The 26,686-nt window shown below is 68.5% G+C and carries 27 protein-coding genes and 2 riboswitches; of the genes, 12 read left to right on the plus strand and 15 right to left on the minus strand.

All coding sequences use genetic code 11. From position 1 onward, the window contains the following. Positions 1-65: 65 nt before the first annotated feature. From ABIA38_RS35140 to ABIA38_RS35170, 7 genes are all read right to left on the minus strand, one after another. Entirely contained in the window at positions 66-1,166 is a 1,101-nt protein-coding gene (locus ABIA38_RS35140; RefSeq protein ID WP_424642994.1) for an ABC transporter ATP-binding protein, read from the minus strand. Then, a complete protein-coding gene (locus tag ABIA38_RS35145) occupies positions 1,166-2,173 on the minus strand; it encodes an ABC transporter permease (RefSeq protein ID WP_424642995.1) in 1,008 nt (335 codons plus the stop codon). Before ABIA38_RS35145 ends, ABIA38_RS35140 begins: the two co-directional genes overlap by 1 nt. Before the next feature lie 102 nt (positions 2,174-2,275). Beyond that, positions 2,276-4,045 (minus strand): ABC transporter substrate-binding protein, encoded by a 1,770-nt coding sequence (locus ABIA38_RS35150; RefSeq protein WP_424642996.1) that lies wholly within the window; start codon positions 4,043-4,045, stop codon positions 2,276-2,278. A gap of 70 nt (positions 4,046-4,115) precedes the next feature. Continuing rightward, positions 4,116-5,111, minus strand: a complete 996-nt coding sequence (locus ABIA38_RS35155; protein WP_424642997.1) for an ABC transporter permease — start codon at positions 5,109-5,111, stop codon at positions 4,116-4,118. Positions 5,112-5,624: 513 nt separating this feature from the next. Continuing rightward, positions 5,625-6,353: an enhanced serine sensitivity protein SseB C-terminal domain-containing protein gene (locus ABIA38_RS35160; RefSeq protein WP_424642998.1), complete on the minus strand. Its 729-nt coding sequence runs from the start codon at positions 6,351-6,353 to the stop codon at positions 5,625-5,627. 89 nt (positions 6,354-6,442) lie between these two features. Continuing rightward, positions 6,443-7,159, minus strand: a complete 717-nt coding sequence (locus ABIA38_RS35165) for an enhanced serine sensitivity protein SseB (protein ID WP_424642999.1) — start codon at positions 7,157-7,159, stop codon at positions 6,443-6,445. Between the two features lie 29 nt (positions 7,160-7,188). Beyond that, positions 7,189-7,932 carry an AAA family ATPase gene (locus tag ABIA38_RS35170; RefSeq protein ID WP_424643000.1) on the minus strand — a complete coding sequence of 248 codons (744 nt, stop codon included), beginning with the start codon at positions 7,930-7,932 and terminating at the stop codon, positions 7,189-7,191. Between the two features lie 175 nt (positions 7,933-8,107). Then, a riboswitch (glycine riboswitch) is annotated at positions 8,108-8,201 on the plus strand. Then, positions 8,202-8,325: riboswitch (glycine riboswitch) on the plus strand. Between the two features lie 290 nt (positions 8,326-8,615). Here ABIA38_RS35170 and gcvT point away from each other — a divergent pair. The 6 genes from gcvT (at position 8,616) to ABIA38_RS35200 (ending at position 14,743) form a co-directional block, all read left to right on the plus strand. After that, positions 8,616-9,716, plus strand: a complete 1,101-nt coding sequence (gene gcvT / locus ABIA38_RS35175; protein WP_424643001.1) for a glycine cleavage system aminomethyltransferase GcvT — start codon at positions 8,616-8,618, stop codon at positions 9,714-9,716. 111 nt (positions 9,717-9,827) lie between these two features. Beyond that, positions 9,828-10,202, plus strand: coding sequence for a glycine cleavage system protein GcvH (gene gcvH, locus ABIA38_RS35180; protein WP_424643002.1), 375 nt, complete (start codon positions 9,828-9,830; stop codon positions 10,200-10,202). After that, positions 10,199-11,503 carry a serine hydroxymethyltransferase gene (glyA, locus tag ABIA38_RS35185; protein ID WP_424643003.1) on the plus strand — a complete coding sequence of 435 codons (1,305 nt, stop codon included), beginning with the start codon at positions 10,199-10,201 and terminating at the stop codon, positions 11,501-11,503. Before gcvH ends, glyA begins: the two co-directional genes overlap by 4 nt. A 161-nt stretch (positions 11,504-11,664) precedes the next feature. After that, the gene (locus ABIA38_RS35190) at positions 11,665-12,804 is read left to right on the plus strand and encodes a Fic family protein (protein ID WP_424643004.1); all 1,140 of its coding nucleotides are present in this window, start codon (positions 11,665-11,667) and stop codon (positions 12,802-12,804) included. Positions 12,805-13,151: 347 nt separating this feature from the next. Further along, positions 13,152-13,319 carry a hypothetical protein gene (locus ABIA38_RS35195; protein ID WP_424643005.1) on the plus strand — a complete coding sequence of 56 codons (168 nt, stop codon included), beginning with the start codon at positions 13,152-13,154 and terminating at the stop codon, positions 13,317-13,319. Positions 13,320-13,606: 287 nt separating this feature from the next. Then, the gene (locus tag ABIA38_RS35200) at positions 13,607-14,743 is read left to right on the plus strand and encodes a Fic family protein (protein WP_424643006.1); all 1,137 of its coding nucleotides are present in this window, start codon (positions 13,607-13,609) and stop codon (positions 14,741-14,743) included. 160 nt (positions 14,744-14,903) lie between these two features. Here the strand turns inward: ABIA38_RS35200 and ABIA38_RS35205 are convergent, their stop codons facing one another. Next, on the minus strand, positions 14,904-16,499 hold the full coding sequence (locus tag ABIA38_RS35205) for an FAD-dependent oxidoreductase (protein WP_424643007.1): 1,596 nt from the start codon (positions 16,497-16,499) through the stop codon (positions 14,904-14,906). 144 nt (positions 16,500-16,643) lie between these two features. Here ABIA38_RS35205 and ABIA38_RS35210 point away from each other — a divergent pair, with 144 nt between their 5' ends. The 5 genes from ABIA38_RS35210 to ABIA38_RS35230 all read left to right on the plus strand — a co-directional run bounded on the left by ABIA38_RS35210 (position 16,644) and on the right by ABIA38_RS35230 (position 20,524). Beyond that, entirely contained in the window at positions 16,644-17,222 is a 579-nt protein-coding gene (locus ABIA38_RS35210) for a TetR/AcrR family transcriptional regulator (RefSeq protein WP_424643008.1), read from the plus strand. A 228-nt stretch (positions 17,223-17,450) separates the two neighbouring features. Further along, positions 17,451-17,759, plus strand: coding sequence for a WXG100 family type VII secretion target (locus ABIA38_RS35215; protein WP_424643009.1), 309 nt, complete (start codon positions 17,451-17,453; stop codon positions 17,757-17,759). A gap of 85 nt (positions 17,760-17,844) precedes the next feature. After that, positions 17,845-19,257: a hypothetical protein gene (locus ABIA38_RS35220; RefSeq protein WP_424643010.1), complete on the plus strand. Its 1,413-nt coding sequence runs from the start codon at positions 17,845-17,847 to the stop codon at positions 19,255-19,257. Then, the gene (locus tag ABIA38_RS35225; RefSeq protein WP_424643011.1) at positions 19,254-19,700 is read left to right on the plus strand and encodes a hypothetical protein; all 447 of its coding nucleotides are present in this window, start codon (positions 19,254-19,256) and stop codon (positions 19,698-19,700) included. The genes ABIA38_RS35220 and ABIA38_RS35225 overlap by 4 nt, the downstream gene beginning before the upstream one ends. Positions 19,701-20,083: 383 nt before the next feature. Next, the gene (locus ABIA38_RS35230; protein ID WP_424643088.1) at positions 20,084-20,524 is read left to right on the plus strand and encodes a VOC family protein; all 441 of its coding nucleotides are present in this window, start codon (positions 20,084-20,086) and stop codon (positions 20,522-20,524) included. A gap of 243 nt (positions 20,525-20,767) precedes the next feature. Here ABIA38_RS35230 and ABIA38_RS35235 read toward each other — a convergent pair whose 3' ends face one another. Both ABIA38_RS35235 and ABIA38_RS35240 read right to left on the minus strand, forming a co-directional pair. After that, a complete protein-coding gene (locus ABIA38_RS35235; protein ID WP_424643012.1) occupies positions 20,768-21,373 on the minus strand; it encodes a DUF4232 domain-containing protein in 606 nt (201 codons plus the stop codon). Positions 21,374-22,259: 886 nt separating this feature from the next. Beyond that, positions 22,260-22,895, minus strand: coding sequence for a TetR/AcrR family transcriptional regulator (locus ABIA38_RS35240; protein WP_424643013.1), 636 nt, complete (start codon positions 22,893-22,895; stop codon positions 22,260-22,262). A 63-nt stretch (positions 22,896-22,958) separates the two neighbouring features. Between ABIA38_RS35240 and ABIA38_RS35245 the strand changes: the two genes are divergently transcribed. Further along, a complete protein-coding gene (locus ABIA38_RS35245) occupies positions 22,959-23,441 on the plus strand; it encodes an SRPBCC family protein (protein WP_424643014.1) in 483 nt (160 codons plus the stop codon). Positions 23,442-23,604: 163 nt separating this feature from the next. Here ABIA38_RS35245 and ABIA38_RS35250 read toward each other — a convergent pair whose 3' ends face one another. From ABIA38_RS35250 to ABIA38_RS35270, 5 genes are all read right to left on the minus strand, one after another. Beyond that, the gene (locus tag ABIA38_RS35250) at positions 23,605-23,799 is read right to left on the minus strand and encodes a DUF397 domain-containing protein (RefSeq protein ID WP_424643015.1); all 195 of its coding nucleotides are present in this window, start codon (positions 23,797-23,799) and stop codon (positions 23,605-23,607) included. 40 nt (positions 23,800-23,839) lie between these two features. Then, entirely contained in the window at positions 23,840-24,052 is a 213-nt protein-coding gene (locus ABIA38_RS35255; RefSeq protein ID WP_424643016.1) for a DUF397 domain-containing protein, read from the minus strand. Between the two features lie 10 nt (positions 24,053-24,062). Next, positions 24,063-24,911: a helix-turn-helix domain-containing protein gene (locus tag ABIA38_RS35260; protein ID WP_424643017.1), complete on the minus strand. Its 849-nt coding sequence runs from the start codon at positions 24,909-24,911 to the stop codon at positions 24,063-24,065. A gap of 645 nt (positions 24,912-25,556) precedes the next feature. Beyond that, entirely contained in the window at positions 25,557-25,751 is a 195-nt protein-coding gene (locus tag ABIA38_RS35265; protein ID WP_424643018.1) for a DUF397 domain-containing protein, read from the minus strand. Further along, positions 25,748-26,599, minus strand: coding sequence for a helix-turn-helix domain-containing protein (locus ABIA38_RS35270; protein ID WP_424643019.1), 852 nt, complete (start codon positions 26,597-26,599; stop codon positions 25,748-25,750). The genes ABIA38_RS35265 and ABIA38_RS35270 overlap by 4 nt, the downstream gene beginning before the upstream one ends. Between the last annotated feature and the right edge of the window lie 87 nt (positions 26,600-26,686).

Here is a 26,686-nt window from a genome sequence, read left to right on the forward strand (position 1 = left end):
CCCGTTCCCGTTTCCGTTTGCGTCCGCGTTTGCGTCTGCGTTTCCGCCCACGTGCCCACTCGCGTTCACAGGCGCGGCCCGATCTCCTCGGTCCAGATCCGCTCGCGCTCCCCGAGATCGAGGTGGCACGCGGTGCGGTGGCCCGGTTCGATCTCGAGCAGTTGCGGGACCTCGGTCTTCTCGCGCCCGTCGTTGTGGTCCGCGTACGGGCAGCGGGTGCGGAACGCGCAGCCCGAGGGCAGCGAGATCAGGCTCGGCGGGCTGCCCTTGATCGGCATCAGCCGTTCCTGACGGTCCCGGTCGAGTCGGGTCAGCGAGCCCAACAGACCCCAGGTGTACGGGTGTCGGGGCTGTTCGAACAGGGTGCGCGCGGCGCCGTGCTCGACCGCCCGACCGGCGTACATCACCAGTACGTCGTCCGCGAGTTCGGCGACCACACCCAGGTCGTGGGTGATCATCACCACCGCGGAGTTGAACTCCCGTTGCAGGTCCCGGATCAGGTCCAGGATCTGGGCCTGCACGGTGACGTCCAGGGCGGTGGTCGGCTCGTCCGCGATCAACAGTTCGGGGTCGCAGCTGAGCGCCATCGCGATCATCGCGCGTTGTCGCATGCCGCCGGAGAACTGGTGCGGGTAGTCGTCCACGCGCCGGTCCGGGCGCGGGATGCCGACCCGGCCGAGCAGGTCGATCGCGTGCGCGTGGGCCTGCTTGCGGGTCTCCTGGTTGTGTACCTGGTAGGCCTCGATGATCTGGTGGCCGACCGTGTAGTACGGGTGCATCGAGGACATCGGGTCCTGGAAGATCATCGCCATTCGGCGACCGCGCATCAGCCGTACCTGCTCGGGCGTCGAGCGGACCAACTCGTGGCCGTCCAGCCAGATTTCGCCGCCGATTCGGGCGCTGGTGTTGCCGTGCAGGCCCATGATCGCCAGCGAGGTGACGCTCTTCCCGGAGCCGGACTCGCCGACGATGCCGAGGGTTCGGCCGCGTTGGAGCGCGAAGTCGACGCCGTCGACGCTGCGGACCAGGCCGTCGTCGGTGGGGAAGTGCACGGTCAGGCCGCGTACTTCGAGGAAGTTCTCGGCCTTCGGCGGCGGGCCGGCCGGGGCGAGTCGGGGCGTGTCGGCCGCGGTGTCCCGCTTGCGGCGCGGTAGCAGACGGGGCATCAGGTCCTCACCCGGGGATCGACGACCGCGTAGAGCAGGTCCACGACGAGGTTGGCCACGATCACGAAGATCGCGGCGATCATGGTCACGCCGAGCACTTCGGGCAGATCCTGCTGTCCGATCGCCTCGACGGCGAACTTGCCGATGCCGTCCAGCGAATAGACCTGTTCGGTCAGGATCGCGCCGCCGAGCAGCAGGCCGACGTCCAGGCCGAAGATGGTCAGGATCGGGGTCAGCGCCGCGCGCAGCCCGTGTTTGACGATGACGTCGCGTTCGCGCAATCCCTTGGCGCGCGCGGTGCGGATGTAGTCCTCGCTCATCGTTTCCAACATGCCGGCGCGGGTGAGTCTGGCGTAGAGCGCCGCGTACAGGAACGCCAGGGTCAACCAGGGCAACACCAGGTTCCAGGCCCAACTCCCGGGATTGTCCAGGAGGGACACGTAGTGCACGCCCTTGAAGATCGGCCATTGATAACTGAACAACGACAGTGCCAACAGGCCGGTGAAGAACGGTGGCAGGGATACCCCCGCGAGTGCGAAGCCCATCGAGAAGCGGTCCAGCAGGCTGCCGCGCTTGAGGGCGGAGATCACCCCGATCGCCACGCCGGAGGCCAGCCACAACACCGCGGCACCGGCGGCCAGCGACGCGGTGACCGGGATCCGGTCTTTGAGGCGTGGCCACACTTCCAGGTTGTTGCGGAAGGAGAAGCCCAGGCACGGCGGCGCGCAGTGCACCTTCCGCACTCCGGTGTCGTAGTCCTTTCCGGCGACGATGCCCTTGACGAACTTCCCGTACTGTTCGGGCACCGACTTGTCCAGGCCGAGGCTGTGCTTGACCTGTTCGATCGCGGCCGGGGTGGGTGACTTGCCGACGTAGCGCGCCGCGAGTTGGTCGCTTGTGGCGCCTCCCAGACGCGGAATCAGGAAGAAGATGGCGAAGACCGCCATGGTGACGATCAACAGGAGCACCACCGCTCCCGCCAGCCGCCTGAGCAGGTAGAAAATCATGAGCCGGCGACCCGGTCCGGTGCGGGGAGCGGGATCACCGCTCCCCGCACCGGAACTGACGGGCCTTCACCTCTCCTTCGGGCTACTGACCTCGTCGCAGGCTTATTGGATACCGATGTTGAGGTAGTCGTACATCCCGGAGTACGCGGGCGTGACGACCAGGTTGGTCACGTTCGTCGGGCGATACAGCAGCGACTTGGTCCAGCCGAACGGGACGATCACCGCCGACTCCATCACCTTCTGGTCCAACTGCTGCCAGATGGCCGCGCTCTGCGCCGGGTCGACGGTGCGGGTGGCCTGGTCGATCAGGCCGTTGACCGCGGGGTCGTTCAGCTCGGACAGGTTCGTGCCACCGGCGGGCTTGATCGCCCGGCCGTCCACGATCTGCTGGAAGAAGCCGAACTGGGTGGGGAAGTCGGGACCCCACTGCATGAACATGATGCCGACCTTGTTGTCCGCGACCCACTTGGGGACACCGGCGAACTGGGAGAAGTAGTCGCCCGAGGGGTACTGGCGGATCTCGATCTTGATGCCGACCTTTTCGAGCGCGTTCTGCACCGACGTGGCGCCCGCGACCTCCTTGGGCCGGTTGGAACGCGCGGTCAGCACGGTGGAGAAGCCGTCCGCCTTGCCGCACTGCTTGAGCTCGTCCTTGGCCTTGGCGACGTCACCGGTGTTCTTGGCACCGTTGGGGTACATGTCGGCGACCTTGGAACCGGTCAGCGTCGGCGGCATCAGGTTGGTGGCGATGTCCGAGCCGATCTCGCCACCCTGCGCGCGCTGCAGCTGCGACTTGTTGACCGCGTACTGCACGGCGCGCCGGCAGTGCACGTTGTCGAACGGCGGAGTCTTCGAGCTGATCGCCAGGTAGGCCAGCGCGCCGGAGACCGCGTCGTCCGCGTTCCCGGCCAGCTTCTGGTCGGTCAGGATCTTGTTCTGCGCCGGGGACTGCACGCCGGTGCCGACCACGTCGAGCTGCGCGGTGCCCGCGAAGAGCCGGTTGTCGACGTCGTTCGCGTCCTGCTTCTCCAGGAGCTCGATCCGGTCCGGCAGCGCCTTGCGCAGCGGGTCGGTGCTCGGGTCCCAGTGCGGGTTGCGGATCAGGTTGACGGCCTTGCCGGGCTCGTAGCTGCCGTCGACCATGTACGAGCCGGTCGCGATCGGGTGCTTGACGTACTCCTTGCCGGTGTCCTTGGCGGGCGGGACCGGCGCGGTCTGCGGGAGCGCGGCGAGGTAGTTGAAGTCCGCGAACGGTTCCTTCATCTTGAAGACGATCGTGTAGTCGTCCGGCGTCTCGATCGCGTTCAGGCCCAGCTTGTCCGGCGCGCTGTCCTTGTACGGGCCCTTGTAGGTGCCGTCCGGGTCCAGGTACTGGGCGAAGTACCCCGGGCCGTTGGGCAGGATCTCCTTGTCGAAGGTCCGCTCCACCGCGTACTTGACGTCGGAGGCCTTGACCTCGGTGCCGTCCTCGTACTTGACGCCCTTGCGCAGGTGGTACGTCCAGGTCTTGCCGCCGTCCTCGGTCTTGCCGACGTCGGTGGCCAGGTCCGGCTGGAACTCGTAGCTCGCGTTGCCCGGCGCCGGCTTGAAGGTCAGCAGCGGACGGGCCATCAGCCGGGAGAAGTTCCACGCGGACGCGTAGTACATGTCGCCCGGGTCGAGCGAGTCGAACTTGTCCGAGCTGACCAGCTTGACCGTGCCGCCCTTTTTGGTGGACGGGTTGACGATCTCGTTGATGGCCTTGTTGCTCGGGGTGTACTTCTTCGTCCCGCCACCGCCACCACCGCCGCACGCGGTGGCGGCCATCGCGGTGACCGCCACCATGCCGATCAGCGCTTGGGCCCTGCGCCTGCGAGTTACCGGGTGTTTCATCGCTGGTCGTGCCTCCTCGTGGGGACTTGCGGGATAGAGCGGGATGGAACCGGGGATGGAACGGTGTGGCTCAGTGGCTGCGCGGGTCGAGGGCGTCTCGGAGCCCGTCGCCCAGCAGGTTGAACGCGAGCACGGTGATGAAGATCGTGACGCCGGGGACGACCATGAACATCGGCGCGTCCTCGTAGTGCGGGACGGCGCGCGAGAGCATGCCGCCCCACGAGGCGGTGGGTTCCTGGACGCCGACCCCGAGGAAAGAAAGGGCGGCCTCGAACAGGATGTTGGTGGGGATCAGCAGCGTGGAGTAGACCAGGATCGGGCCGACCAGGTTCGGCATCAGCTCTTTGAAGATGATGTGCCGGTCGGTGGCCCCCAGGCTGCGCGCCGCCTCGACGAACTCGCGTTCGCGCAGCGACAGGGTCTGGCCGCGGACGATGCGGGCGATGTACGGCCAACTGAAGAAGCCGATCACGAAGACCAGCACGGTCACCCGGAGCGTGTCGCCCTTCAGGCCGAACGCCTCGCCCTGGAGGCTGCTGCCGATCGCGATCGCGAACAGGAGCAGCGGGAAGGCCAGGAAGACGTCCATCGCGCGGCTGATCAGGCCGTCGACCCAACCGCCGAAGTAGCCCGCCATGGTGCCCAGTACGACGCCGATCACCACCGAGAGCAGCGTGGCGAGGAAGGCCACGAGCATCGAGATCCGGGCGCCGTAACAGATGCGCGAGAACACGTCGCGCCCGTTGACCGGCTCCAGACCCAACGGATGGTCCCAACTCGCCCCGCCGAAGCTGCCGGTGGGGGTATTGAGCACCGGGTCGAGCAGGTCGTCGTGGTACTCGGTGGGTCCGCCGCCGATCAGGTCGGTGATCAGTGGCGCGAAGATCGCCACGAGCACCATGAAGATGATCACCACGCCACCGGCCATCGCGACCTTGTCGCGACGGAATCGGGCCCACGCGATCTGGCCGAGCGAACGACCCTCGATGCGCGCGCCGTTGGCCTCGGCGCTCGCTTCGGGGTGCGCCTCTCGGGCCACACCGGTGGTCTCGATCGGTGCCGTCATGGATCGACCCTCCCCGCTCACGGATGCGACGGCGGCTCGGGATCGCCGATCCCGTCGCCATACCCGGCATTGCGATCCCGATGATCTTCGGGATCTGTCGTCCGGGTGAGACTCCTCCGTGACGGGGGTCACCAACAGGGGTCGGCGAATACCTTTATTGAACCGTGATTAGGCGGACCCGATTCACCGGATGATCCGCGTAGATCGGTCACGAAATCACAACAAGGCAGCGGTTGATGACGTGACGTCAGTTTTTTGGGGGCATCAGTGTCTGATGTGGCGGTTGGCGCCGGGCGGGGCGCTCGGGCCGAGACGGCGCGGGTTGGTGTTGGTGGCGTGGGTTGGTGTTGGTGGCGCGGGTTGGTGTTGGTGGCCTGGGTTGGTGTTGGTGGCGTGGTGCGCGGATGGCCACGGGTGACGTGGTGCGGGTCACTGCGCGGGCACGGGTGGGCCTGGGCGGATTCGCCACGTGCGTCGGGGAGTTGGTCACCGCGTTCGGCGCGGTGGCGCGGGTCAGTGCGGCGGGAGTGGGGGTTGACCGAGGAGGTCCAGGCCGACGAACGGCCTTGTGTGGTCTCGGAGATACCCGGCGACCGGGTCGAAGGGGTCGTCCAGGGCCACCGAGGACAGAGTCAGGCCGGGTGGCGCGGCGGCCGATGCGCGGGCCATCGCGTCGCGCATCCGCTGCATCGTGGCCGGCTGATTGTCCGTCAGGCGCAGCCCGATGACCAGCCGTTCGGGTCCGACGGTGGGTCGCACCCAGGCCCGGTGCGCGGCGCGGACCACCTGCGTCCGGAACAGCTCGGCGCCCAGCATGGTGTGGAACGCCGGGTCCCACAAGGTTGGTTCGCCGACTTCGAGGGGGCCGGCCATCAGTCGGTCCAGGCCGCCGACGATCCGGCGCAGGTCGAGGTAGGGCACCCCGACGCCGCCGCCCTGGGCGTGCGGATTCAGCCACAGGCCCCAGCGGTCGGGGTAGAGCGAGCCGGCGATGTCGATGACCGGACAGATCTCGAACGAACGATCCCAGCCGCTGGCCCGCAGTTGCTCCTCGGACGTGAACGCCGGGGCGTAGCGCCACCCGGCCACGTCCATGTTCCCGTACTGTGCGTCGGGACTGCCCGGTTGCCCCTGCCACAGGAGCATCCACACGTGCGCCCCGGCGAGCGCCTGGAGCATCCGCTCGTAGGCGTCGTAGCGCCCGGGCGCCACCTGGCCCAACGCCTGCTCGACCTGGTTCACGACGACGTCCTCCCCGAACCCGCTGCCTGCCGCCCGCCACTCACTACCCGCCACCCGCCACCCGTACCGACGTCGCGCCGCGCGTGTGCTCAGCGCTGGTCGGCTCGCAGATAGAACGGCTCGGCCCGCTCCAGCATCCAGTCCCCCACAGGATCCTGCGCCACGTCGAGAAGCACCACGTTCACCGGCCACGGCGACCTGGCCCGGCCCAGCGCGCGCTCCAGGGCGCCGACCGCGGCCAGCCGGTCCTCCTCCTGCCAGCGGTCCAACTCGACGCCGATGAACAGGCACGGCGGATCGGACTCGATCACCCCGAGGCCGCGCCGGGCGCTGAGCACGACGGGTACGTGGGTGAACTCGGCGGCCGCGGCGATCAGGAAGTCCATCGGCTCCTCGTCCGGCTCGTACAGCCGTACCCGCGCGCCACGCGCCCCCACCCCGGGCAGCCGGGCCAGTTCCAGGACGCCCTGCGGCGGGATCGGGATGCCCACCTCGCCGCCCGGATTGACCGCGATCCCCACGTGCGCCGGCAACCCGCGCGCAAACTCGCGCATCGGCGCGACCGTGCACCCCATCGGTCCGGCCAGCCGGCGGAACTGCTCCTCGGAGGAGAACACCGGTACGTACGGCCGGCCGCCGATCTCGGTGGTCGGCAGCGTCAGTTCGGTGTCGGCGGGGCCGCCGCCCTCGGGCAGTGGCACCCACACGTCCGCCTCGGCCAGCGCCTCGAACAGGGCTTCGGCCCTGGACGGATCGTGCATCGCCGCGACGAGCGCGCTCTCCACGGGATTGGCCGGAAACGGCATGGTGGTGCTCCTCTGGTGTCCGCCGCAGTTTACGACCTGCCCGCCGGCCGCCGTCGGGACTGCGCTGGGACGGGATCTGCGAAAACGATTTGCCTGAGATGCCGCGCGGCGGTTCGGTCCAGCAGCACGCATGAGCCGAAGCCGTCGGGGGCCGCCGCGAGCGGGGGTCCGGCGGCCAACCACGGAGACAGTCGGGCGAGCAGTTCGCGCCATTCGCGGTGGTGCCGGGCGAACACCGACGTGGACACCCCGCGCCCGCGTTCGTGTTGGCCGGAAAGTGCCTGATGGGCCGGCACATCCAGGAGCAGGGCGTGCGCCGAACCGCCGCGCCGGCGGGCCGCGCGTACCAGTACCCGACGCAGGATCGGATTGCGCCCGCTGTCGTGCACGACCACCGCGCCGGCGCCGCGCAGCGCCCGGGCCACCTCGCCGTAGTGCGACAGGCGGACCAGCGGCCGATAGACCCGGTACGGAAGCCGGCCGGCCCGTCCCGCCCAGCGGGCCCGAACCACGTCCGCGTCCAGTACGGCGACCCGCGGCCCGGGGGCGATGGTGCGGGCCAGCAGCGTGCTCTTGCCCGCGCCCGGGAGACCGGTGACCACGAGCACGCAGGCGGCGGGATAGGCCAGCACGTCGACCACTGCGGTGGCCGCCGGAACTTCGCCCGATGTCGCCGGCCCGGGTCGCTCCGCCCGGAGATCGTGCACGGACCGGGGCACCAGCACGCCGCCCGTCGCGGCGCCGGTATGCGCCCCCGCCGAGTCCGTCCCCACGAATCCTCCCCCTGTACCGAATGCGCGCCGCACCCACGTGCCGTGCGCATGCTGCCGCACCGGGCGCACGAGCGGTCGCGAGCCGGCGCGAGCGGGCATCGCGAGGATCCCACCGGACCCGGCGGGGGATTGACGGCACGCGCTAGCATGCCGGGCACAACCTCATAACGGCCGTCGACCCCACGCGGAAGAGTCCTCGTCAGCGAGCGAGGCGCCGAAGGAGCAACTCCTCCCCGGAATCTCTCAGGCACCGATACCGCATGGGTCAGGCACTTCTGGAAAGCAGTCGCACCGTCGGTGCGGCTCACCCACGGTGCAAATCGCCTGCTTCCTCTTCTTTGTTTCGGGTCGCAGGCGGTGAAGCTCTCAGGTTCCGATGACAGAAGGGGAGGGCACCCACTTTTCGACCGATACCGGTCGAAAAGGGCCGAAAGCCATGGCAGGGAGCCCCCTTTGTCCTCGTATTCGTCGCAGTACTCGCACTCGTCGCGGTCCTCGTCTTCGCCGCAGTACTCGTACTCGTTGCAGTACTCGCACTCGTCGCGGTCCTCGTCTTCGCCGCGGCACGCGCCGCGCCGTCCGGCGCCGATCGCCGACCCCTGCGCCGCGCCGATCGAGTGCGCCCCCGACCGGCCCGCGCCCGCCGGGTGTTCGCGCCGGCGACCCCTCGAAGGAGTCTTCGCATGACCACCGACCGCCGGACCCCGCTCGACGCCGTACACGACGCGCTCGGGGCCACGATGACCGACTTCGCCGGCTGGCGGATGCCGCTGCGCTACGGCAGCGAGCGCGACGAGCACAACGCGGTGCGCACCACGGCCGGCCTGTTCGACCTCACCCACATGGGCGAGATCGAGGTCACCGGCCCGGAGGCGGCGCGCGCACTCGACCACGCGCTGGTCGGCTTCGTGTCGAAGATCGGTGTGGATCGTGCCCGGTACACGATGATCTGCACCGAAGAGGGCGGCATCGTCGACGACCTGATCGTGTACCGGCTGGGCGACGAGCACTTCGTGGTGGTGGCCAACGCGTCCAATGCCGACGTGGTCGCGGGCAGCCTGAAGTACCGCGCGCAGGGCTTCGAGGCGAGCGTGCGCGACGCGTCCGAGGAGTACACGCTGCTCGCGGTCCAGGGTCCCGCGTCGACCGAGATCGTCGGCTCGTTGACCGACGCCGATCTGCCCGCGCTCAAGTACTACGCGATCCTGCGTACCGAGGTGGCCGGCGTACCGGTGCTGCTCGCGCGTACCGGCTACACCGGCGAGGACGGCTTCGAGCTGTTCGCCGCGCCGGGCGACGCGGTCGCGCTGTGGGAGGCGCTGCTCGCCGCGGGCAAGCCGCACGGCCTGGTGCCGGCGGGCCTGTCCTGCCGGGACACGCTGCGCCTGGAGGCGGGCATGCCGCTGTACGGCCACGAACTGACCCGGGACACCACGCCGTACGAGGCCAATCTGGGCCGGGTCGTACGCCTGGACAAGCCGGCGGACTTCGTCGGGCGCGACGCGCTGGCGGCCGCTTCGGCGGACGTGCGTCGGACCCTGGTCGGGCTCACCTCGCCGGGCAAGCGGGTGCCGCGCGCGGGCTACCCGGTGGTGGACGCGGAGACCGGCGAGGCGCTGGGCGAGGTCACCTCCGGGGCACCTTCGCCGACGCTCGGCGTGCCGATCGCAATGGCGTACGTGACGTCGGAGCGGGCCGAGCCGGGCACGCGCGTGGCGGTGAACATCCGAGGCAAGCTCGAACCGGCCGAGGTGGTCGCACTGCCGTTCTACAAGCGCGGCTGAGCCGGGTTCGTCTCACTTACTCGTCTCACTTACTCGTCTCGCCTATCAGTACAAACAGCTACAAATCAACCTGAGCAACAGACCACCCGCATTCGAATGGAGAATGGACCCGTGCAAGCACCCCAGCACCTGCGCTACAGCAAGGAACACGAGTGGCTCGACGAGGCGGCCTCCCCCGCCGTCGTCGGCATCACCAAGCACGCCGCCGACGCGCTCGGTGACGTGGTGTTCGTCGAGCTTCCGGAGGTCGGCCGGGTGGTCGTCGCCGACGAGCCGTGTGGCGAACTGGAGTCCACCAAGTCGGTCAGCGACCTCTACTCGCCGGTCTCCGGCGAGGTGGTCGAGATCAACGACGCCGTCGCCGAGGACCCGGCCCTGGTGAACTCCGACCCCTTCGGCGAGGGCTGGCTGTTCAAGGTGCGCATCGACGGCGAGGCCGAGGGCCTGCTGTCGGCCGACGAATACGCCGCGTTCTGCGGCGAATGATCGAGATCGACCCGATCGAGGAGCTGACAACCGTGACGATCCTGGACCGTCCGCTGGGCGAGGTGGACCCGCAGGTCGCCGCCGCCGTCACCGACGAGCTGCACCGCCAGCAGAACACCCTGGAGATGATCGCCTCCGAGAACTTCGCCCCCGTGGCGGTGCTCGAGGCGCAGGGATCCGTGCTGACCAACAAGTACGCCGAGGGCTACCCCGGCCGGCGCTACTACGGCGGCTGCGAGCACGTCGACGTGGTCGAGCAGCTCGCCATCGACCGGGTCAAGGAGCTGTTCGGCGCCGAGGCGGCGAACGTACAGCCGCACTCGGGCGCGTCCGCCAACGCCGCCGCGATGGTCGCACTGCTCTCCCCCGGCGACACGATCCTCGGCCTGGACCTGGCCCACGGCGGCCACCTCACCCACGGCATGAAGATCAACTTCTCCGGCAAGCTCTACCACGTGGTCGCCTACCACGTGGACGAGAAGACCCACCGGGTCGACATGGAGGAGGTCGAGCGCCTGGCCAAGGAGCACCGGCCGAAGATGATCATCGCGGGCTGGTCGGCCTACCCGCGGCAGCTCGACTTCGCCGAGTTCCGCCGGATCGCCGACGAGGTCGGCGCGTACCTGATGGTCGACATGGCGCACTTCGCGGGCCTGGTCGCGGCGGGCCTGCACCCGAGCCCGGTGCCGTACGCGGACGTGGTCACCACCACGACCCACAAGACCCTGGGCGGCCCGCGCGGCGGGGTGATCCTCTCCCGGGCGGAGTACGCCAAGAAGATCAACTCGGCGGTCTTCCCGGGCCAGCAGGGCGGCCCCCTGGAGCACGTGATCGCGGGCAAGGCGGTGGCCTTCAAGATCGCCGCCTCCGACGACTTCAAGGACCGCCAGCGACGCACCCTGGCCGGCTCGGCCATCCTCGCCGAGCGGCTCACCCGCAAGGACGTCACCGACGCGGGCATCACCGTGCTCACCGGCGGCACCGACGTCCACCTGGTCCTGGTCGACCTGCGCGACTCGGAACTCAACGGCCAGGAGGGCGAGGACCGCCTCCACGAGATCGGCATCACGGTCAACCGCAACGCGGTGCCGTTCGACCCGAGGCCGGCCATGGTCACCAGCGGCCTGCGCATCGGCACGCCGGCGTTGGCCACGCGGGGCTTCGACGAGGCGGACTTCAAGGAGGTGGCCGACATCATCGCGGAAGCCCTCCTCCCCGGCTTCGACGACACCTGCAAGGCGACCCTGGCGGCGCGGGTGACGGCGCTGGCCGAGAAGCACCCGCTGTACCCGAACCTCTGATCGATCGGTCGGGTTCACCGCACCACCAACGACAACCGCAGGGCCGTCGGGGCCACCCCCCGCCGGCCCTGCGGCGTTGCGGGGTGGGGCTGCTCCGCAATGCCGCAGGGCCGGGCCGAAACGACGCCACACCGACCCTACGTGTGTCGTAGTATCGGAGGATGTTGTACGCGACCCCGCCCCTGACCCCCGACGACCTGCGGGTGATCCGCGAGATCGAGGCGTTCCGTACCGAATTCCGGCACCGCCTGGCCGAACCGCGGCGCTGGGAGGGGCAGTTGCGGCGGTCGCTCACCGCTGCGGCGGTGCGTGGGTCCACGCATATCGAGGGCTACACGATCACCGCCCAGGATGCCGAGACGTTGGTGGCGGGCGGGGAGATCTCGGCCGAGACGGACGATGCGACCCGGGGCGCGGTCACCGGATATCGCGACGCGCTCACCTATATCCAACGAGCGTCGGGCTTCCGGCTCTTCTCGTGGGATCACACGCTCCTCTCCGCCCTGCACTTCATGATGACCAGGACCGACGACGAGACCCGGCCCGGCGAGTACCGCACCGGCGGCGTGTGGGTCTCCGGCGGACCCAACCGCCCGCCGGTCTACACGGCCCCCGACCCGGACGAAGTCCCGGACCTGATGGACGAGTTCCTGGCGCGGGTGGGCAACGACGAGCCGGACGTCCCCGCTCTGGTCCGGGCCTCGATGGCCCACCTCAACCTGGTCTCCATCCACCCCTGGCGCGACGGCAACGGACGCATGTCCCGGGCCGTGCACACCCTCGTCCTGGCCCGGGACGGCGTCCTCGCCCCGGAGTTCTCCAGCATCGAGGAGTGGCTCGGCGCCGACGACTTCAACACCCGCGAGTACTACGCCGCGCTGCGCTCCGTCCAGGCCGGAACCTGGCAACCCGACCGCGACGCGCACTCGTGGATCAGGTTCTGCCTCACCGCCCACCACCTCCAGGCCCAGGAGGTACAACGCCGCTTCGAAACCGCCGCCCGCCTGTGGTTCCGCCTCGAAGCCCTCGCACGCCGGGAAGGCCTCGACGAACGCACCGTCTCCGCCCTGTACGCCGCAACCAACGGCACCCTGCGCCGCACGACCTACCAGACCGAGGAGGGCCTGACCAGGGATCAGGCGTTGGGCGACCTGCGCACCCTCCGCCGCCTGGACCTGATCGAGTCGATCGGACACGCACGGACCCAGCACTACCTGGCCGGCCCGGAAGTACGCCGGGCCCGCAACGAGATCCACAACGAGGTACACGCGGACCTCTACCGCGAGCCCTACCCCGACTGACAAACGGCCGGCCCCCGGCCCGCCCTCGACCCGATGTCCCGCCATGCCGAACAGGCGGCGGACCGCTGCTCGATCGAGGTCACACGACAACGTCGATCAGCACCAATCGCGACAACAACACCACCGACATCCAGTGCTTCGCCTACGACGCCAGGCGCCGCCTGGAGAAAGCCTGGGCCGACACTGCCGGCATCACCACCCACCCGTCACCGGCATCGGCGGCCGCGTCACCGCGAGGCCCGACCCCGACCCCGACCCCGACCAAGAACACCAACATTGCAGCCTCAAGCAATACGTGGATTGCCAGTAATGCAGTCGTCCATATGCCTTACGCAAAGAAGTAGGTCATGCAGATCAAGGTTGTTCAAAGGCATGGAATCGACCCCGAATTGGTGGCCTTCACATCCTCGGTGGGCGAGGGAGTCGGGGTCTGGTGCGGTGAATCCACCCCCGTTGTGGACGCTCATTACGATGTCGAGCTGGAGGTCTCTGATGACCTAATTGATTGGCGTTGACCCCCTGTGGGAGGGCCCACAGGCTTCGTGTATCGCCCGGATGGCGTGCTGGTCGTTTCAGGAGCCCTCGACAGCGTGGGCCGTGACTCGCTTCCCTGGGTAACGATGAGATTGGGACTGGGTATTCTCAGTTTCGAAGTGACTCGACGTGATGAGCTGCGGGTCGGTGACGTAATCAGTTTCGAGACTTCCTGGTTGTACCTATGGCCATTCGCGCTGTGAAGTTCATAGGCAATCGGCCGGCAATGGCGCTTGCAAGAATGTCTGGATGATGGCGTCATCGAGTCATGCTCTTCGATGTGCCCAGCCTGGACGATCGCGACGCGCGTGCCCTCCACGAGATCGAGGAGATGCGCACGCGACTGCTCCACATGCTTCGTCCGGAGTTGCGCTGGTCCGGGCAACTGCGTCGTAACCTGACCGCCCGCGCGATCGCCGGCTCGAACACGATCGAGGGATACGCGGCGTCCGTGGACGACGTGGAGGCTCTTCTCTCGGGAGCCGAACCCCTCCATGCGTCCGAGGAGACACGCGTGGAAGTCGAGGGGTATCAGCGCGCGACGACCTACATCCACGGCCTCTCCGACGCGGGCGACGACTTCCGCTACGACACCGGGCTCCTGAACGGCCTGCACTTCATGATGCAGGGCCACCACGTGACCAAGCGGCCGGGCCGGTGGCGCAAGGGCCCGGTCTACGTGACCTCCCCGGAGGACCCCACCGTCGCCGCCTACACCGCACCCGAGCCCGCCCAAGTCCCCGCACTCATGGGGGAATTGGTGGCGTGGCTCAACGACGGCGACCTCGACGCCCCCGTGCACGTACGGGCCTCCATGGCGCACTTGAACCTGGTGAGCATCCACCCGTGGCCGGACGGCAACGGCCGAATGTCGCGTGCGCTGTCCACGTTGGTCTTCTCGCGTGAAGCGCTGATGCCCGCCGAGTTCTCGTCCATCGAGGAGTGGCTGGGCTACGGCCAGAACACCTACGCCTACTACGGCGTCCTCCAGGAGGTCGGCGGCCCCTCCTGGGACCCCACCCGCGACGCGCACGCCTGGATCCGGTTCTGCCTGGGCGCGCACCACCGCCAGGCCCAGATGGCCGGCCGACGCGTGGACCTGTACGCCCGCATCTGGCGCGAGCTCACCGAACACGCCGAGCGCACGGGCCTGGACGAACGCGTCGCGTTCGCCCTGATGCCTGCGGCGTTCGGCACCAAGGTCCGCCGCCCGGTGTACCAACACGACGCCGACATCAGCGAGCAATCCGCCGTCCGAGACCTCCGCGAACTCGTCACCCAGGGCTGGCTCGAACCTCACGGCAACGCCCGAGCCAGGCACTACACCGCAGCACACCGCATGGCCCCGATCCTCGAGAACGTCACCAGGGCGATGCCCGCCTACGACGACCCCTACCGCCGCTGACGTCCGGGCGCGCGTCGCGAATCATGTTGCGGCGGGCGCGGTTCCGGCCATCACGTAAATGCGGGCGGTGTGCTCGGCGCAGTCGGCGGCCGGAGCCTCGGCGCCGGCTCCGGCCGCCGACGGCCGGTGCGTGCCCGGTGTCGTGCGCTTCGGGTCGGTGTCAGGGTGTGCCGAGCCAGCGCTGGGTGGCTGTGTGGAGTTGCTTCGTGGCGTCGTCGGCGGCGGTGGAGGCGGCGTCCTGGTCCGCGGCCCAGATGATGATGCCGTCGGGGCGTATGAGCAGGCTCGGCAGGTGCGGGTCCGTGGTGGGGTCGGCGGCGTGGGCGATGCGTTCGTCGAGATGCCGCACCGCGTCGGCGAATCGGCCGTCGGGTGTGCGGTCGACCAGGACGAAGCGGCCGTCGTGGGCGAAGTCGGCGAGTCGGCGGCCGGACGACAGGGCGATATCGCCGGTGATGGTTCCGACGGGTGGGATGGCATCGTCCGCGACGTCGTAGCGCTGCATGATGCCCTGGGACAGGGCGAGCATCCGGTTCGTCGCGCCCGGCACGGTGAACAACTCGTCGCCGACGACCTTGCGCAGCTGCTCGGTGCGTTCGTCCCCGCGCATGAGGGCGACCTGGGCGCGCGTCCAGTCGAGGACCCAGTCGGCGATCGGGGCGCGCTCCTCGTCATAGGTGTCCAGCAGTCCGGCCGGCGCCCAGCCGTGGACGGTCGCGGCGAGCTTCCAGCCGAGGTTCACGGCGTCCCCGAAGCCGAGGTTGAGGCCCTGCGCGCTGAACGGCGAGTGCACGTGGGCGGCATCGCCGGCGAAGAGCACCCGGCCGTGGCGGTAGCGCTCGACCCGGCGGGCGTTGTCCGACCAGCGCGTCGCCCGGCCGTGTATCGCGCTGAGGGTCACCTGCGTTTGGGTGACGTCGCGTACCGCCTCCTGTAGTTCGGCGAGGGTGACGGGAGCGTCGCGATCCTCGGGGCGGGGGCCGAAGCGGGCGACGAGGATCCGGCCGGGGACGGGGCCGTAGGCGTAGACGCCGCGGGGCGTCCAGTTCCAGCCGTGGCGCAGGCCGGTGGTGTCGTCGAAGTCGGCGATGGCCTGGTAGCCGACCAGTTCGGGGTCGGTGCCGACGAAGTCGACGCCGAGTTGCTTGCGGATGGGGCTGCGTCCGCCGTCGGCAGCCACGACCCAGCCGGCGGTCAGCTCACCCGCGTCGGTCTCGACCACGACTTCGGCGTCCGCGTGGAGGTCGGCGCCGGTGCCGCGTACGCCATTGACCGTGACGCCGCGGCGGATGTCGACGCCGAGCCGCGCGCAGTGGTCGGCGAGCAGTAGTTCCAGGTCGTACTGGGGTACCGCGACTCCGCCCGCCACCGCGGTGTGGGAGGCCAGTACCGGATCCTCCTGGTCGACCAGGTCGTTGCGGAACATGATCCCCGCGAAGTGGCCCATCACCGGGAAACGCGGGGACGTCTGCGCGAACCCGCCGACGACTCCGCGGGTGACGGCCGTACCGCCGCCGGCGGTGAACTTCCCGGCGGCGGTCATGCGGCGGTGCTGGATCTGCTCCGCGGCCGGCAGCAGGCCGCGCCGGTCGAGGATTTCGGCACTGGCCACGTTGATCGAACCGGCCTTGATGGTCGAGTCCGGCTCCCGGAGCCGTTCGAGCACGGTGACCCGCACACCCTGGAGTGCCAGTTCGCCGGCGAGGAGAAGCCCGGTGGGTCCGGCTCCGACGACGATCACATCGGTCCGCTGCATGGTGCACCCCTTACACTGGATCCATTGGTTAACCCGGTAGGCTTACCGGATAAGCCTTACCGGGTAAACGTAACACGAGAGAGGTGGGCCGTGCCGAACCGAGGAGACCGAGGTGGTGCGAAGACGCGCGCGCGGATCGCGGAGGTGGCCACGGAGCTGTTCCTGGAGCAGGGCTTCGACGAGGTCACGATCGCCCAGGTCGCGGCTGCGGTCGGGGTCTCGAAGGTGACGGTGTTCGCGCACTTCAAAAGCAAGGAGGACCTCCTGCTCGACCGACTGCCCGACGCGGTCGACATGTTGCGGACCGCGATCCGGGGGCGCGCCGAGGACGTCGGCCCGGCGCAGGCGTTCCGGACCCTCGCGCTCACCCTCGTGGACGAGCGGCACGTCCTGTCCGGAGTGGGTGACGGCGTCGAGCCGATGCTTCGTACGATCGCGGGCTCCCCCGCGCTCATCGCCCGACTCCGCGTGTTCGAGCACGAGGTCGAAGCGGCTCTGGCGGCGGATCTGCGCAACGACGCACGCTTCACGGGCGACCCGGACCTGGTCGCGGCGCTGCTGATCGCCGCCTACCGCACGGTCGCCGTGGCCGCGGCCCAGCGCCGACTCGCCGGGGACGACCTCGCCGAGATCACCGCCATCCACCGCGACCGCCTCAACCAGGCCTTCGACGCGGTCGAACACGGGATCTCGCCGGGCGGCACCACGCCGCCGCTCGGCTGACCCGCATCCATGGCGCCGGAGCGGCCGTCATGCCCACGCAAACGAGGCTCTCGCCTGGGGAGTCGACGACCCACCGACTACCCCCGGGGCAACTCCGGCGTGAAACACGGCACTTGGCGTCGGCGACCCGAAGTACCGGCACCGCAGAGGTTCGACGCGAGTACGCTGCCAATGAGGTCAACGGTGATCACATCGTGTCACCTTGATCGACAACCACGGGGGTGGCTTATGGCAGGCAACGACGTCAAGATCAATCCGGCGGATATTCGGGCGACGTTACCGAGGTTCGTCGCGGAGGCCGACCGACTGCGGATGGCCGCGGACGCGTTTCGATCCGAACTCGTCGCCTTGGGCGAGCCATGGGGCGACGACGAGAACGGGCGCAAGTTCGGGACCACCTTTGCGGCGAACCAGGCGGTGATCGTGCGGAGTTCCGACATCCTGGCGCAGGGGGTGGCGAGTATCGCGCCCACCTTGGAAGCCATGGTGGGCAACACGGTGGGGACGGACCAAGCCAACGCACAGCGCCTGAGCTGAGGTTCGCCGCATGGGACTCTTCGGAGACGCGGTCGATTTCGTCGAGGACGGCCTGGACAAGGCCGGGGACGTCGTCGAGGACGGCTTGGACAAGGCCGGCCAGGCAGTCGATTTCGTCGTCGACCTCGCGGAGGCCGGCCTCGACGAATGCATGAAGGTACTCAAGGGCCTGGTCACCCTGGGCGACGACGCGGTGGAACAGGTCATCCGGTTTCTGGGACTGCCCTGGCCCAAAGCGGACGAGGACAAGCTCCGACAGATGGCCGGCAGCTACGAACGGATGGCCGCCACCCTCGACCAGGTGAGCGCCGGCGCGGCGGGTCCGGCCCGGGCCATCATCGCCAACAACAGCGGCCTGCCGATCGACAACTTCGCCACGTTCTGGAATCGATACGAGGGCGGCGGCCAGAGCTGGCTGCCCGCGACCGCCGCTTCGTGCCGCGACCAGGCGACGTCACTGCGCAAGCTGGCCGACGCGGTCCAGACCCAGAAGACCGTGCTCAAGGCCGAGATCCTGGCGGTGGCCGCGACCATCCTGGTCGGCGCGGGACTGTTGATCGTGCCGGGCGTCAACATCATCTCCGGCGCGGCGATGTCCGCGGCGACGGCCGCCGCCGAGTCCGCCGCGACCGCGTGCGGCCTGGCGATCAGCGCCACCGTCCTGGAGATCATCGGCTCGATCGCGGGCAGTGCCGTCATCGGCGCGGTCACCTCCGTCGTGCTCGACCTCGCCGTGGCCCAGCCGATCAAGATCGCGATGGGCGCGCAGGACGGCCTGAAGACCGACCACCTCTTGGAGACCGCCGCCTACGGCGGGGCCGGCGGCGCGGTGGCCGGCGGGATGTCGGCAGGCGCCCAGCAGCTTCCCAAGCTGGCGTTGCCGACCCGCCTCAATGCCCTCACCACCTTGACCGCGAAGGCCCCGACGCTCCTGAACAGCATCCCGGGCCAGGTGGTCGCCGGCGGTGGCACGGCCGCCATGATCGACGCGGCCACCGGGCGACCGGTCACCCTTCTCGACGTACTGGCCGGTTCCGCGGGTGGTGCCGCCGGCGGCGGCGCGGCGAGAGTTGGGCCACGAGGCCGCCCGAGCATCACGGATACGCTCGCCGGCACCACACCCGAGAACCGAGGCGAGGGGAACTTCTGGACCGCCGACCTGAGCAACGTCACCGGCAAGACGACGCAGGCCCGAAATCGCGCCATCGAGATCGCGATCAGGGAGGACTTCCCGGATCTGAAATTCACGCACACCGCGCAATACAGCCCGTGGGTAAATACGGGTATCGCGAAACCGAACCACGGAACCCAAATCGGATTCAAGTCTTTCGAAAGTCGCCTGGAGCTCAGAAAGACGCTTGTGCACGAGGAACTGCATCACCGGTGGTTCGGGCAGGGCAATTTTACGAGCCATCACCCTCGCGACGGCTCCGGAACTTCTGACAAGTTCTATGAAATCGTCAACCGCTATCTGCGCATGAGAGGATGGCTGGAATGATCACCCAAGGTGCGCGGTTCACGGAACATTGCGGCGACTGCGGTGGCGTCGTCGAGGGGTGGTTCGGCCAGTTCATCGACCACGAAGCCCTGCGCTGGGCCGTGGATCGGCGCTGCGAGAGTTGTGGGCTCGTGATCGACGACGGAGGGGCGGGCCCGGCGCCGGACTTCGTCAGAGATCCCATTCTGGCCGAACACGGCGCCTGGCTTCTCCTGGTCGGGGATGCTCCCCGGGCAAAAGTCCAGTCGCTCAAGGCATTTCGCGAGGTATTCGAAGTCGATCTCAAGACGGCATCGACGATGACCGGCCAGGCAATGGCGTCCGGTTGGCCCGGGACGTATGTGGAGGTCGAGTTTCTCGCGGGCGTGTTGAGGAAGGCAGGCGTACCGGTGGAGATCGTCGCGCCGACCGCACCACCTGCGGCGATCGGGCCATCCGAATAGCATCGTCGGCCCGATATTCGACACCGCCGACCGGCGAAAATCGATCCCGCGCCCGGCCGAGATCGCCGTGATCGGACTTAATCGCCGTGATCGGACATATTCGGGAACTTGGCGCCGATGCGAGCGGGGGGTCCGGCAGTTGGCCGGCATGTGGGGTCGGCTGCGGGACGTGTGTGGGGGGCTGCGTGGGGGTGCTGTGTGGGGTGCGGTGGCACGCGGGCAACGTTCGCGGGGTCTGCGGATCCACCCGGCACCCGAACACCGCCGCGTCGAGATGTTCCCCAAGCGGATGTGGCGGAGCATGTCGAGAACGGCCCGGTGACTCCGTCCCAGGAGCGGCGGATCCAGCCACCGTGCCCGACCACGACCAGGAGACTCCCGGCATGGCTATCCAACGGATGGACAACGTTCTCGTCGTTGTCGAGGACCTAGACGCTGCCATCGCGTTCTTCGTCGAACTCGGCATGGAGCTGGAGGGCAGGGCCCCGATCGAGGGGCGTTGGGTCGAGAGGGTCATCGGGCTCGACGACGTCCGAGAGGAAATCGCAATGTTGCGGACCCCGGACGGCCATGGCCGAGTGGAACTGGCGCTGTTCCACTCGCCGAAGGCGACCAGCCCCGAGCCGAAGAACGCACCGGCGAACACGCCGGGCCTCCGTCGCATCATGTTCACCGTCGACGACATCGAGGATGTCGTCGCCCGCCTGCGCACCCACGGTGCCGAGCTCGTCGGCGAGGTGACGCGGTTCGAGGACGTCTACCGGCTCTGTTACGTCCGCGGCCCCGAGGGCATCATCGTCGGCCTGGCCGAGCAACTCGACTGAGGGAAGGCGGCCGAAGGGGCCGTGCGGCGAAGGGACCACTCGGCCGCCACCCCGGCGGGCGAGCCGCGCCGGGCCGCCGGTCGCATACGCACCCGCGAACTCCCGACATCACCCCTGCGCGCAGGGCCGTCGAGCGGGCGTCCATGCCTCGGATGCCGGGGCGCGCGGTGTACGGCGCCGAGTCGAAACCGCAATCGGTCCGGGCGTTCGGGTATTTGGGCCCTCCGGCCCTCGGCGTGGAGATCAGCGTGCGCCGCCCTGGCCGGCGCTGCCCATCGGGCCGACGGTGACCGGGGAGCCGGCGCCGGCGGTGACCGGCAGGGTGGCGGCGCCCGGCCAGGGGATGGTGGCCGACTTCGTCTCGTCCGGCGGGGTCACCACCAGCCCGGTGATCCGGACGCCGGAGCCGCCCGACCCGTTGAGCGGGTAGTGGACGCCGAAGGACACCGACGTGTTGGCCTTGAGGACCATCGGCGAGACCGGCTCGCTGGTGCGCTTCGCCGACAGCGGCCCCGCACTCGTCTTCAGGTCGACGCCCGCGAATCCGAACATCGTGCAGTCGCCGCCGAGGTTGTTCAGCGTCACCGCGACCGTACCCTCGCCGTCGCCGTCGATGGTGGCGTCCGACGCGAGGAAGCTCAGGTCGTCCGTGCGGCACTTGCCGATCGTGCCGTTGCCCCCGGAGCCGGTCCCGGCGGGCTTGTTCTGTCCACCGGAGCTCTTCCCGGTGGAGCTCTTCCCCGTCGAGTCCTTCCCGGCGGTGTCCTGCCCGGCGGAAACCTTCCCACTGCTCTGATCACTGCTCTGATTGCCGCCCGCGCCGCCCGACGAACCGGACGCGCCGGCCATGTTGTTGGCCGGAGCGACAGGCGAAATTCCTTGTGCAGCACCAGAGTTCGACTTCGAGTCCGAGTCCGAGCCCGTGGCTTGGCAGGCCGTCATCAGCATGGTGCCGGCGACGAGAGCGGCGGAGACGAGAAACGCCTTGCGACGGTTGCCGAACATGAGGAACCCCTTGGTATCCAGCGGTGGTTGACGCCGAGGCGGTTTCGGCCCCCGGTGCGCTTGCTCGATCACTATGTCGGGGCGGTGAGCCGAGGCGATACGGGAGTCGTCGGCCCACGACACCGCTGTCGCAGACCGGTGACATGGTCACGGAAAAGACCAAGGGTCGGCCCGGTACGCCCCGTTCCGCACCCTGGCAGCAACACGAATGCCCTGGTGACAGCCATCGCGCTGCGGCTCGGCGGACACTGTTACAGGAGCCCCACCGTCCCGCGACGCGGACATGGGTGGCCTCCGGATCCGGCCGAGGACCGGGCGCCCCCGCACCGGTCAGTGGGTGCTGGGTGCAGGGCGCGCAGTGTGCGGAGCGCGGCGATCAGAACCGGGGCGTTCATCGACGACTGGCACGAACTGGCGTTCCCCGCCCAGGTGTTGCGGTAGCCCTCGTCGGCCGACAGTACGGTGGCGCCTGGCCGACGCTACCGCCGCCAACCGGCACGCAGTCCCCGCGCAGGGCGGCTTCGACCCCGACGACTCCGGCCGGAACGGCGACTGCGATCCGGGCTGCGAGTGCCGGCCGACGCCGGAACTCGGCGAGTTCGTCAACCGACCCTGTCACCGCTTGTACCGACCGCCTCGGACCATCCGCCGTCACCGACAGCGACGGTCGGCCTCGCCTATCGGCCGGCGGCCGTCGGCACGGTCACGTTGGTGGCCATGAAGCAGTTCCTCAGCCGGTGGTCGGGGCCGATGCCGGAGCAGCCGGGCCGGCCGGGAGCGGGACGAGCAGTGCGGCCGTGCACTCCTCGGCGAGGGCCTCGGCGTGGGCCGGAAGGGGCGTGCCGGCCCGTAGATGGCGGCGGACCAGCGAGAGGGGGAGGTCGATCAGGGCGATGGCGACACGTTCGGTGGCCTGGGGACTCTCGCTGCCCAGGGCCGCGGTGAGGGATTCGAGGGCGGTGCGTACGCGGTGGTTGCCGCGCTCCGCGCGGTGCACGTATTCCTCGGACCAGTCGGCGCGCCCGAAGTCCTCGGCGCCGTAGAGGAGGACAGCGGCTTCCTGCGGGTGGGCGCGGCTCCAGGCGACGACATGGCGGGCCGCCGCGCGGCCCGCCCGCTGCGCGTCGATGTCGATGTCGGCTTCGAGGGCCTTGAAGTAGCCCTCCTGGAAGCTCTCGACCGTCCGCAGCCACACCTCGGCAAGCAGCGCGGTCCGTCCGGCGAACCGGTGGTACACCGAACCGCTGGGGGCTCCGACCTCCTTGGCAACCGCGGACATGGTCACCCCGGCCGGGCCCGACATCGCGGCCAGTCGCACGGCGGCGTCCAGAAGCTGGTTCGTATCGAAGCGAGGTGGTCTGGCCATGATCTGGAGAGTACTCTCTATAATATTAGAGAGGAACCTCTAATATGACTCCCGGGAGAACGCATGAGCGTCTACAACGTGCACGAGCGCCTGCTGGCCGCGAAGGAGAGCGAGGTGGGAGCGCTGATCGACACCCTGTCGAGCAGTGACGACCAACTCTGGGCGCAACGGGGTTGGCCGCAGATGAAGTTCGACCGCCCCTTGCAGCCCGGTGCGATCGGCGGGCACGGCCCGGTCCGCTACACCGTCGCCGCGTACGTCCCCTCGAAGTGGGTGCGTTTCACCTTCAGCGGACCGAGCGGCTTCCACGGATTCCACGAGTACGCCGCCCTGGCCGTCGACGAGGAGCACACGCTGCTGCGCCACACCCTCGCCATGAACGCCCGCGGCCCGGCCCGCCTCTCCTGGCCGATCATCTACCGGCGGCTCCACGACGCGTGCCTGGAGGACAGTCTCGACCGCGCCGAACTCGCCTGTACGGGCACGGTGGCGCGCCCGGCGCGGTGGAACCCGTACGTACGGCTGCTGCACGGCCTCAAGCATTGACCACCGGGTACACACGCTCGCGCTCGTGCCCGCGCCCGGACCGCGACGGGTCGACACGTTGCAAAGGGTCGCGGGCGGCCCGAGCGTAGGCGATTCGCAAACCCGAATGAGGACGCCCCCCAATCGGCGGGGGCGTCCTCGCGGGTGGTCGAACCGGTGCTCGTCAGCCCTTGATCGATGTCACCAGTGCGGTCCACGCCGGGGCGCCGAACAGGTGGACGGGGCTTTCGTCGCCCCGCTTGCTGTCGCGAACGGCCATGGCTTCGCCGCCGAACCACTTGGTCTCGACGCAGTTCTGCGCAGCGTCGCTACGGCTGCTCTTGACCCACCCGGAAGTTGCAGTCTTCGTGACGCTCATAGTTCCTCGATCACCTCTTGCTCGGAAGCCTTCCCGGTTTTCAGCTCTGCCCGCGCCGGACGGCGTCGAGCAGTGCGGTCCATCCGGTTCGCGGGTAGCGGTGGATGCCAAGTGCCCGATCCTTGCTGTCGCGCACCACCACTCCGTCCGCAAGCGGAGCTACTTCCACGCAGGCGCCTTGATCGCTGCTGCGGGAAGCAGTGCGCCAGGCGAGGAACGCGATGTGATCAGCGGCCGGGAGAGTGTCGTTCATTCGGTCCTCCTTAGCAGGCCGCCCGGAGACGAGCCGCGGTTTCCTGGGGATCGAGCGCAAGTGCCGTCAGACGGTTGAACATGTGCGCGAACGCGGCTACTTGCTTTTCGCGGTTGAGCAGCACGTTACCGCTCGGGCTGTCTACATAGATGGTGACCTCGTCGAGGCCGAAGCTCAAGATCGAGAATGGGCCACGCAAGCCGGGGTGCATGCCCTTGGCGAGGGGCAGTACTTGCAACGTTACGTTGGGACGTTCCGCCTGTGCGAGCAGATGAGCCACCTGTGCTCGCATGATGTCAACGTTGCCTACCGGGCGCAGAAGGACCGACTCATCGATGATTGCCCAGAGTTCCAGGCAGTCAGGGCCGTCGAGACGAGCTTGTCGCTTCTTGCGAACCGCCATCAGGGCATCGACTTCACTTGCCTGCTCCGAGCGCGCTTCGGATAGGACGGCGCGCATGTAGTCCTCGGTCTGGAGAAGACCGGGAACCCAGTTGACCTCCCACGTTTGCAGTTGGCCAACCTCATTCTCCAGTCCGACATACACACCGAGCCCGGCCGGTAGGACTTGGTCGTACTCCGTCTGTTCCCACCAACCTTCCTCGGTTGCCTTCCCGAGAGCGCCCAAGAGCCTGGCGCGATCCTGTTCGTCGGTGACGCCGTACTGGTCGAGCATCGCCCGGAGTTCGATTACGCGTGCCAGGCCCATGCCGTTCTCGATCCGGCTGACCTTGGAGCGCGAGCAGCCAAGCTCCGCCGCGACATCTTCCAGCCGTAGACCGGCGGTGTCCCGAAGTCGCTTGAGTTCGGCTCCCAGCACCTTTCGCTGACCGGTGGGGCCAAGAACTGCTTCCGGCATGCGGTCACTTCCTTTGCCACGTGAGCGCTGCGTGGATACCCGCAGCGAACTTGCCGTACGAGTCGAAGTCTCCGACACGTGGCATCTCTCGGTCGATCTCCCATCACTCGTTCGGGTTGAGATTCCCCATTCAGGTTGTGCCGTGAGATCTCGTGGCGGCATCGTGAAGCCAGTCAAGCCATGGATATGTGGCGGTATATGCGGATGCGCCCGAGTAGGGGCGCGGTTCGCTTCGGACGAGGTGGCGCCCACGGGCGCCCGTGAAGGTAGGACGCCATGACTCATGAGCGCGCGCCGAGTTCTCTTTCCCCGGCCGAACACGTAGCTCCGGCACCGTGCTTTCCGGCCCGCTGCCCCCACCTACGCACGACCACCTACGGGCCGGTTGCCACGTTCACGACGCGAGCCCGCCCCGAACACCTCAAGACGATCCGGGCCTGGGTCGCCGCCACCGGTGACGCATGGGCGATTACCGCTGATCAGACTGACCACCGGGCACACACGCTCGTGCCGGCGCCCGGACCACGACGGGTCGACACGTTGCAAAGGGTCGCGGGCTGCCCGAGCGTAGGCGATTCGCAAACCCGAATGAGGACGCCCCCCAATCGGCGGGGGCGTCCTCGCGTGTGGTCGAACCGGTGCTCGTCAGCCCTTGATGGACGTCACCAGCGCGGTCCACGCCGGGGCGCCGAACAGGTGGACGGGGCTTTCGTCGCCCCGCTTGCTGTCGCGAACGGCCATGGCTTCGCCGCCGAACCACTTGGTCTCGACGCAGTTCTGCGCGTTGTTGCTACGGCTGCTCTTGACCCACCCCGAAGTTGCAGCCTTCGTGACGCTCATAGTTCCTCGATCACCTCGTTGATCTTTGCCAGCGTCTCCTTGGGTGAGAGCGCTGCCATCCGGAGTTGTTCTCCGGCGGTCTCGTACCGCCCATACGTCGAAGGATCCTCGACAATCAAGGCCGACGACAAGCTCTCGATGATGACTACGGAGGGGTCGCCCTCGGTCGGGAAGGTCATCGTGGTGAATGCGCCGTTGTCGCCAGGATGTGGTCCCACCTTGAAGGGCAAAACCTGCATGGAAAGGTTGGGCAACCGCGCCATGTCCACCAGGTGCTCCAGCTGTTCCCGCTGAACGTCCGGATCGCTCGTTTGTCGAAGGGCGCGCTCACCCATCACCACCCAGACCTTCGGAGGCGGTGGGTCGGTGCGGGTAAGAACGGCTTGGCGTTCCATCCGCAGATCGACGAACTTCTCGACTTGCTGAGGGTCTTGCCACACCAAACCCCCTTCCACGATCTGGATGGCGTTTCGTCGGGTCTGTAGCAGGCCCGGGATCGTCTCGGTCCAGATTCCGATCGTGCCGGCGTCCTGCTCCAGGGACAGGTAGTCCGCGAATGTCCCGTCGACGATCACCTCGCCGTAGCGGGCCGCGTAGACGGGTTGGAGACTTCTGCGCACCAGGGTCAACAGATCGTCTCGTGTTGCCTCGTCGGTCACTTCGTAGACGGCGTAGTAGGCATGCAGGTCGCGCGGATAGACCCTGACCTGCCCGTTCTCAATCTTGCTGAGGCTGCCGGTGGTGCGGTCGAACAACTTCGCCGCCTCTTCGAGCGTGAGGCCGCGCGCCTGGCGCAGTTCCTTGAGTGCTCTCCCGACGCGCAACCTACGGATCGTTCGCGCTGCCATGTCCCCTCTCCCGCAGTTGGGTTCAGGCACAGTCTGGCCTGCTCGGGCCACCGCCGCCCAACGGATGGAAAGTTTCCATCGATGACT

Source organism: Embleya sp. AB8 (genome assembly GCF_049739465.1).
Lineage (GTDB): Bacteria > Actinomycetota > Actinomycetes > Streptomycetales > Streptomycetaceae > Embleya.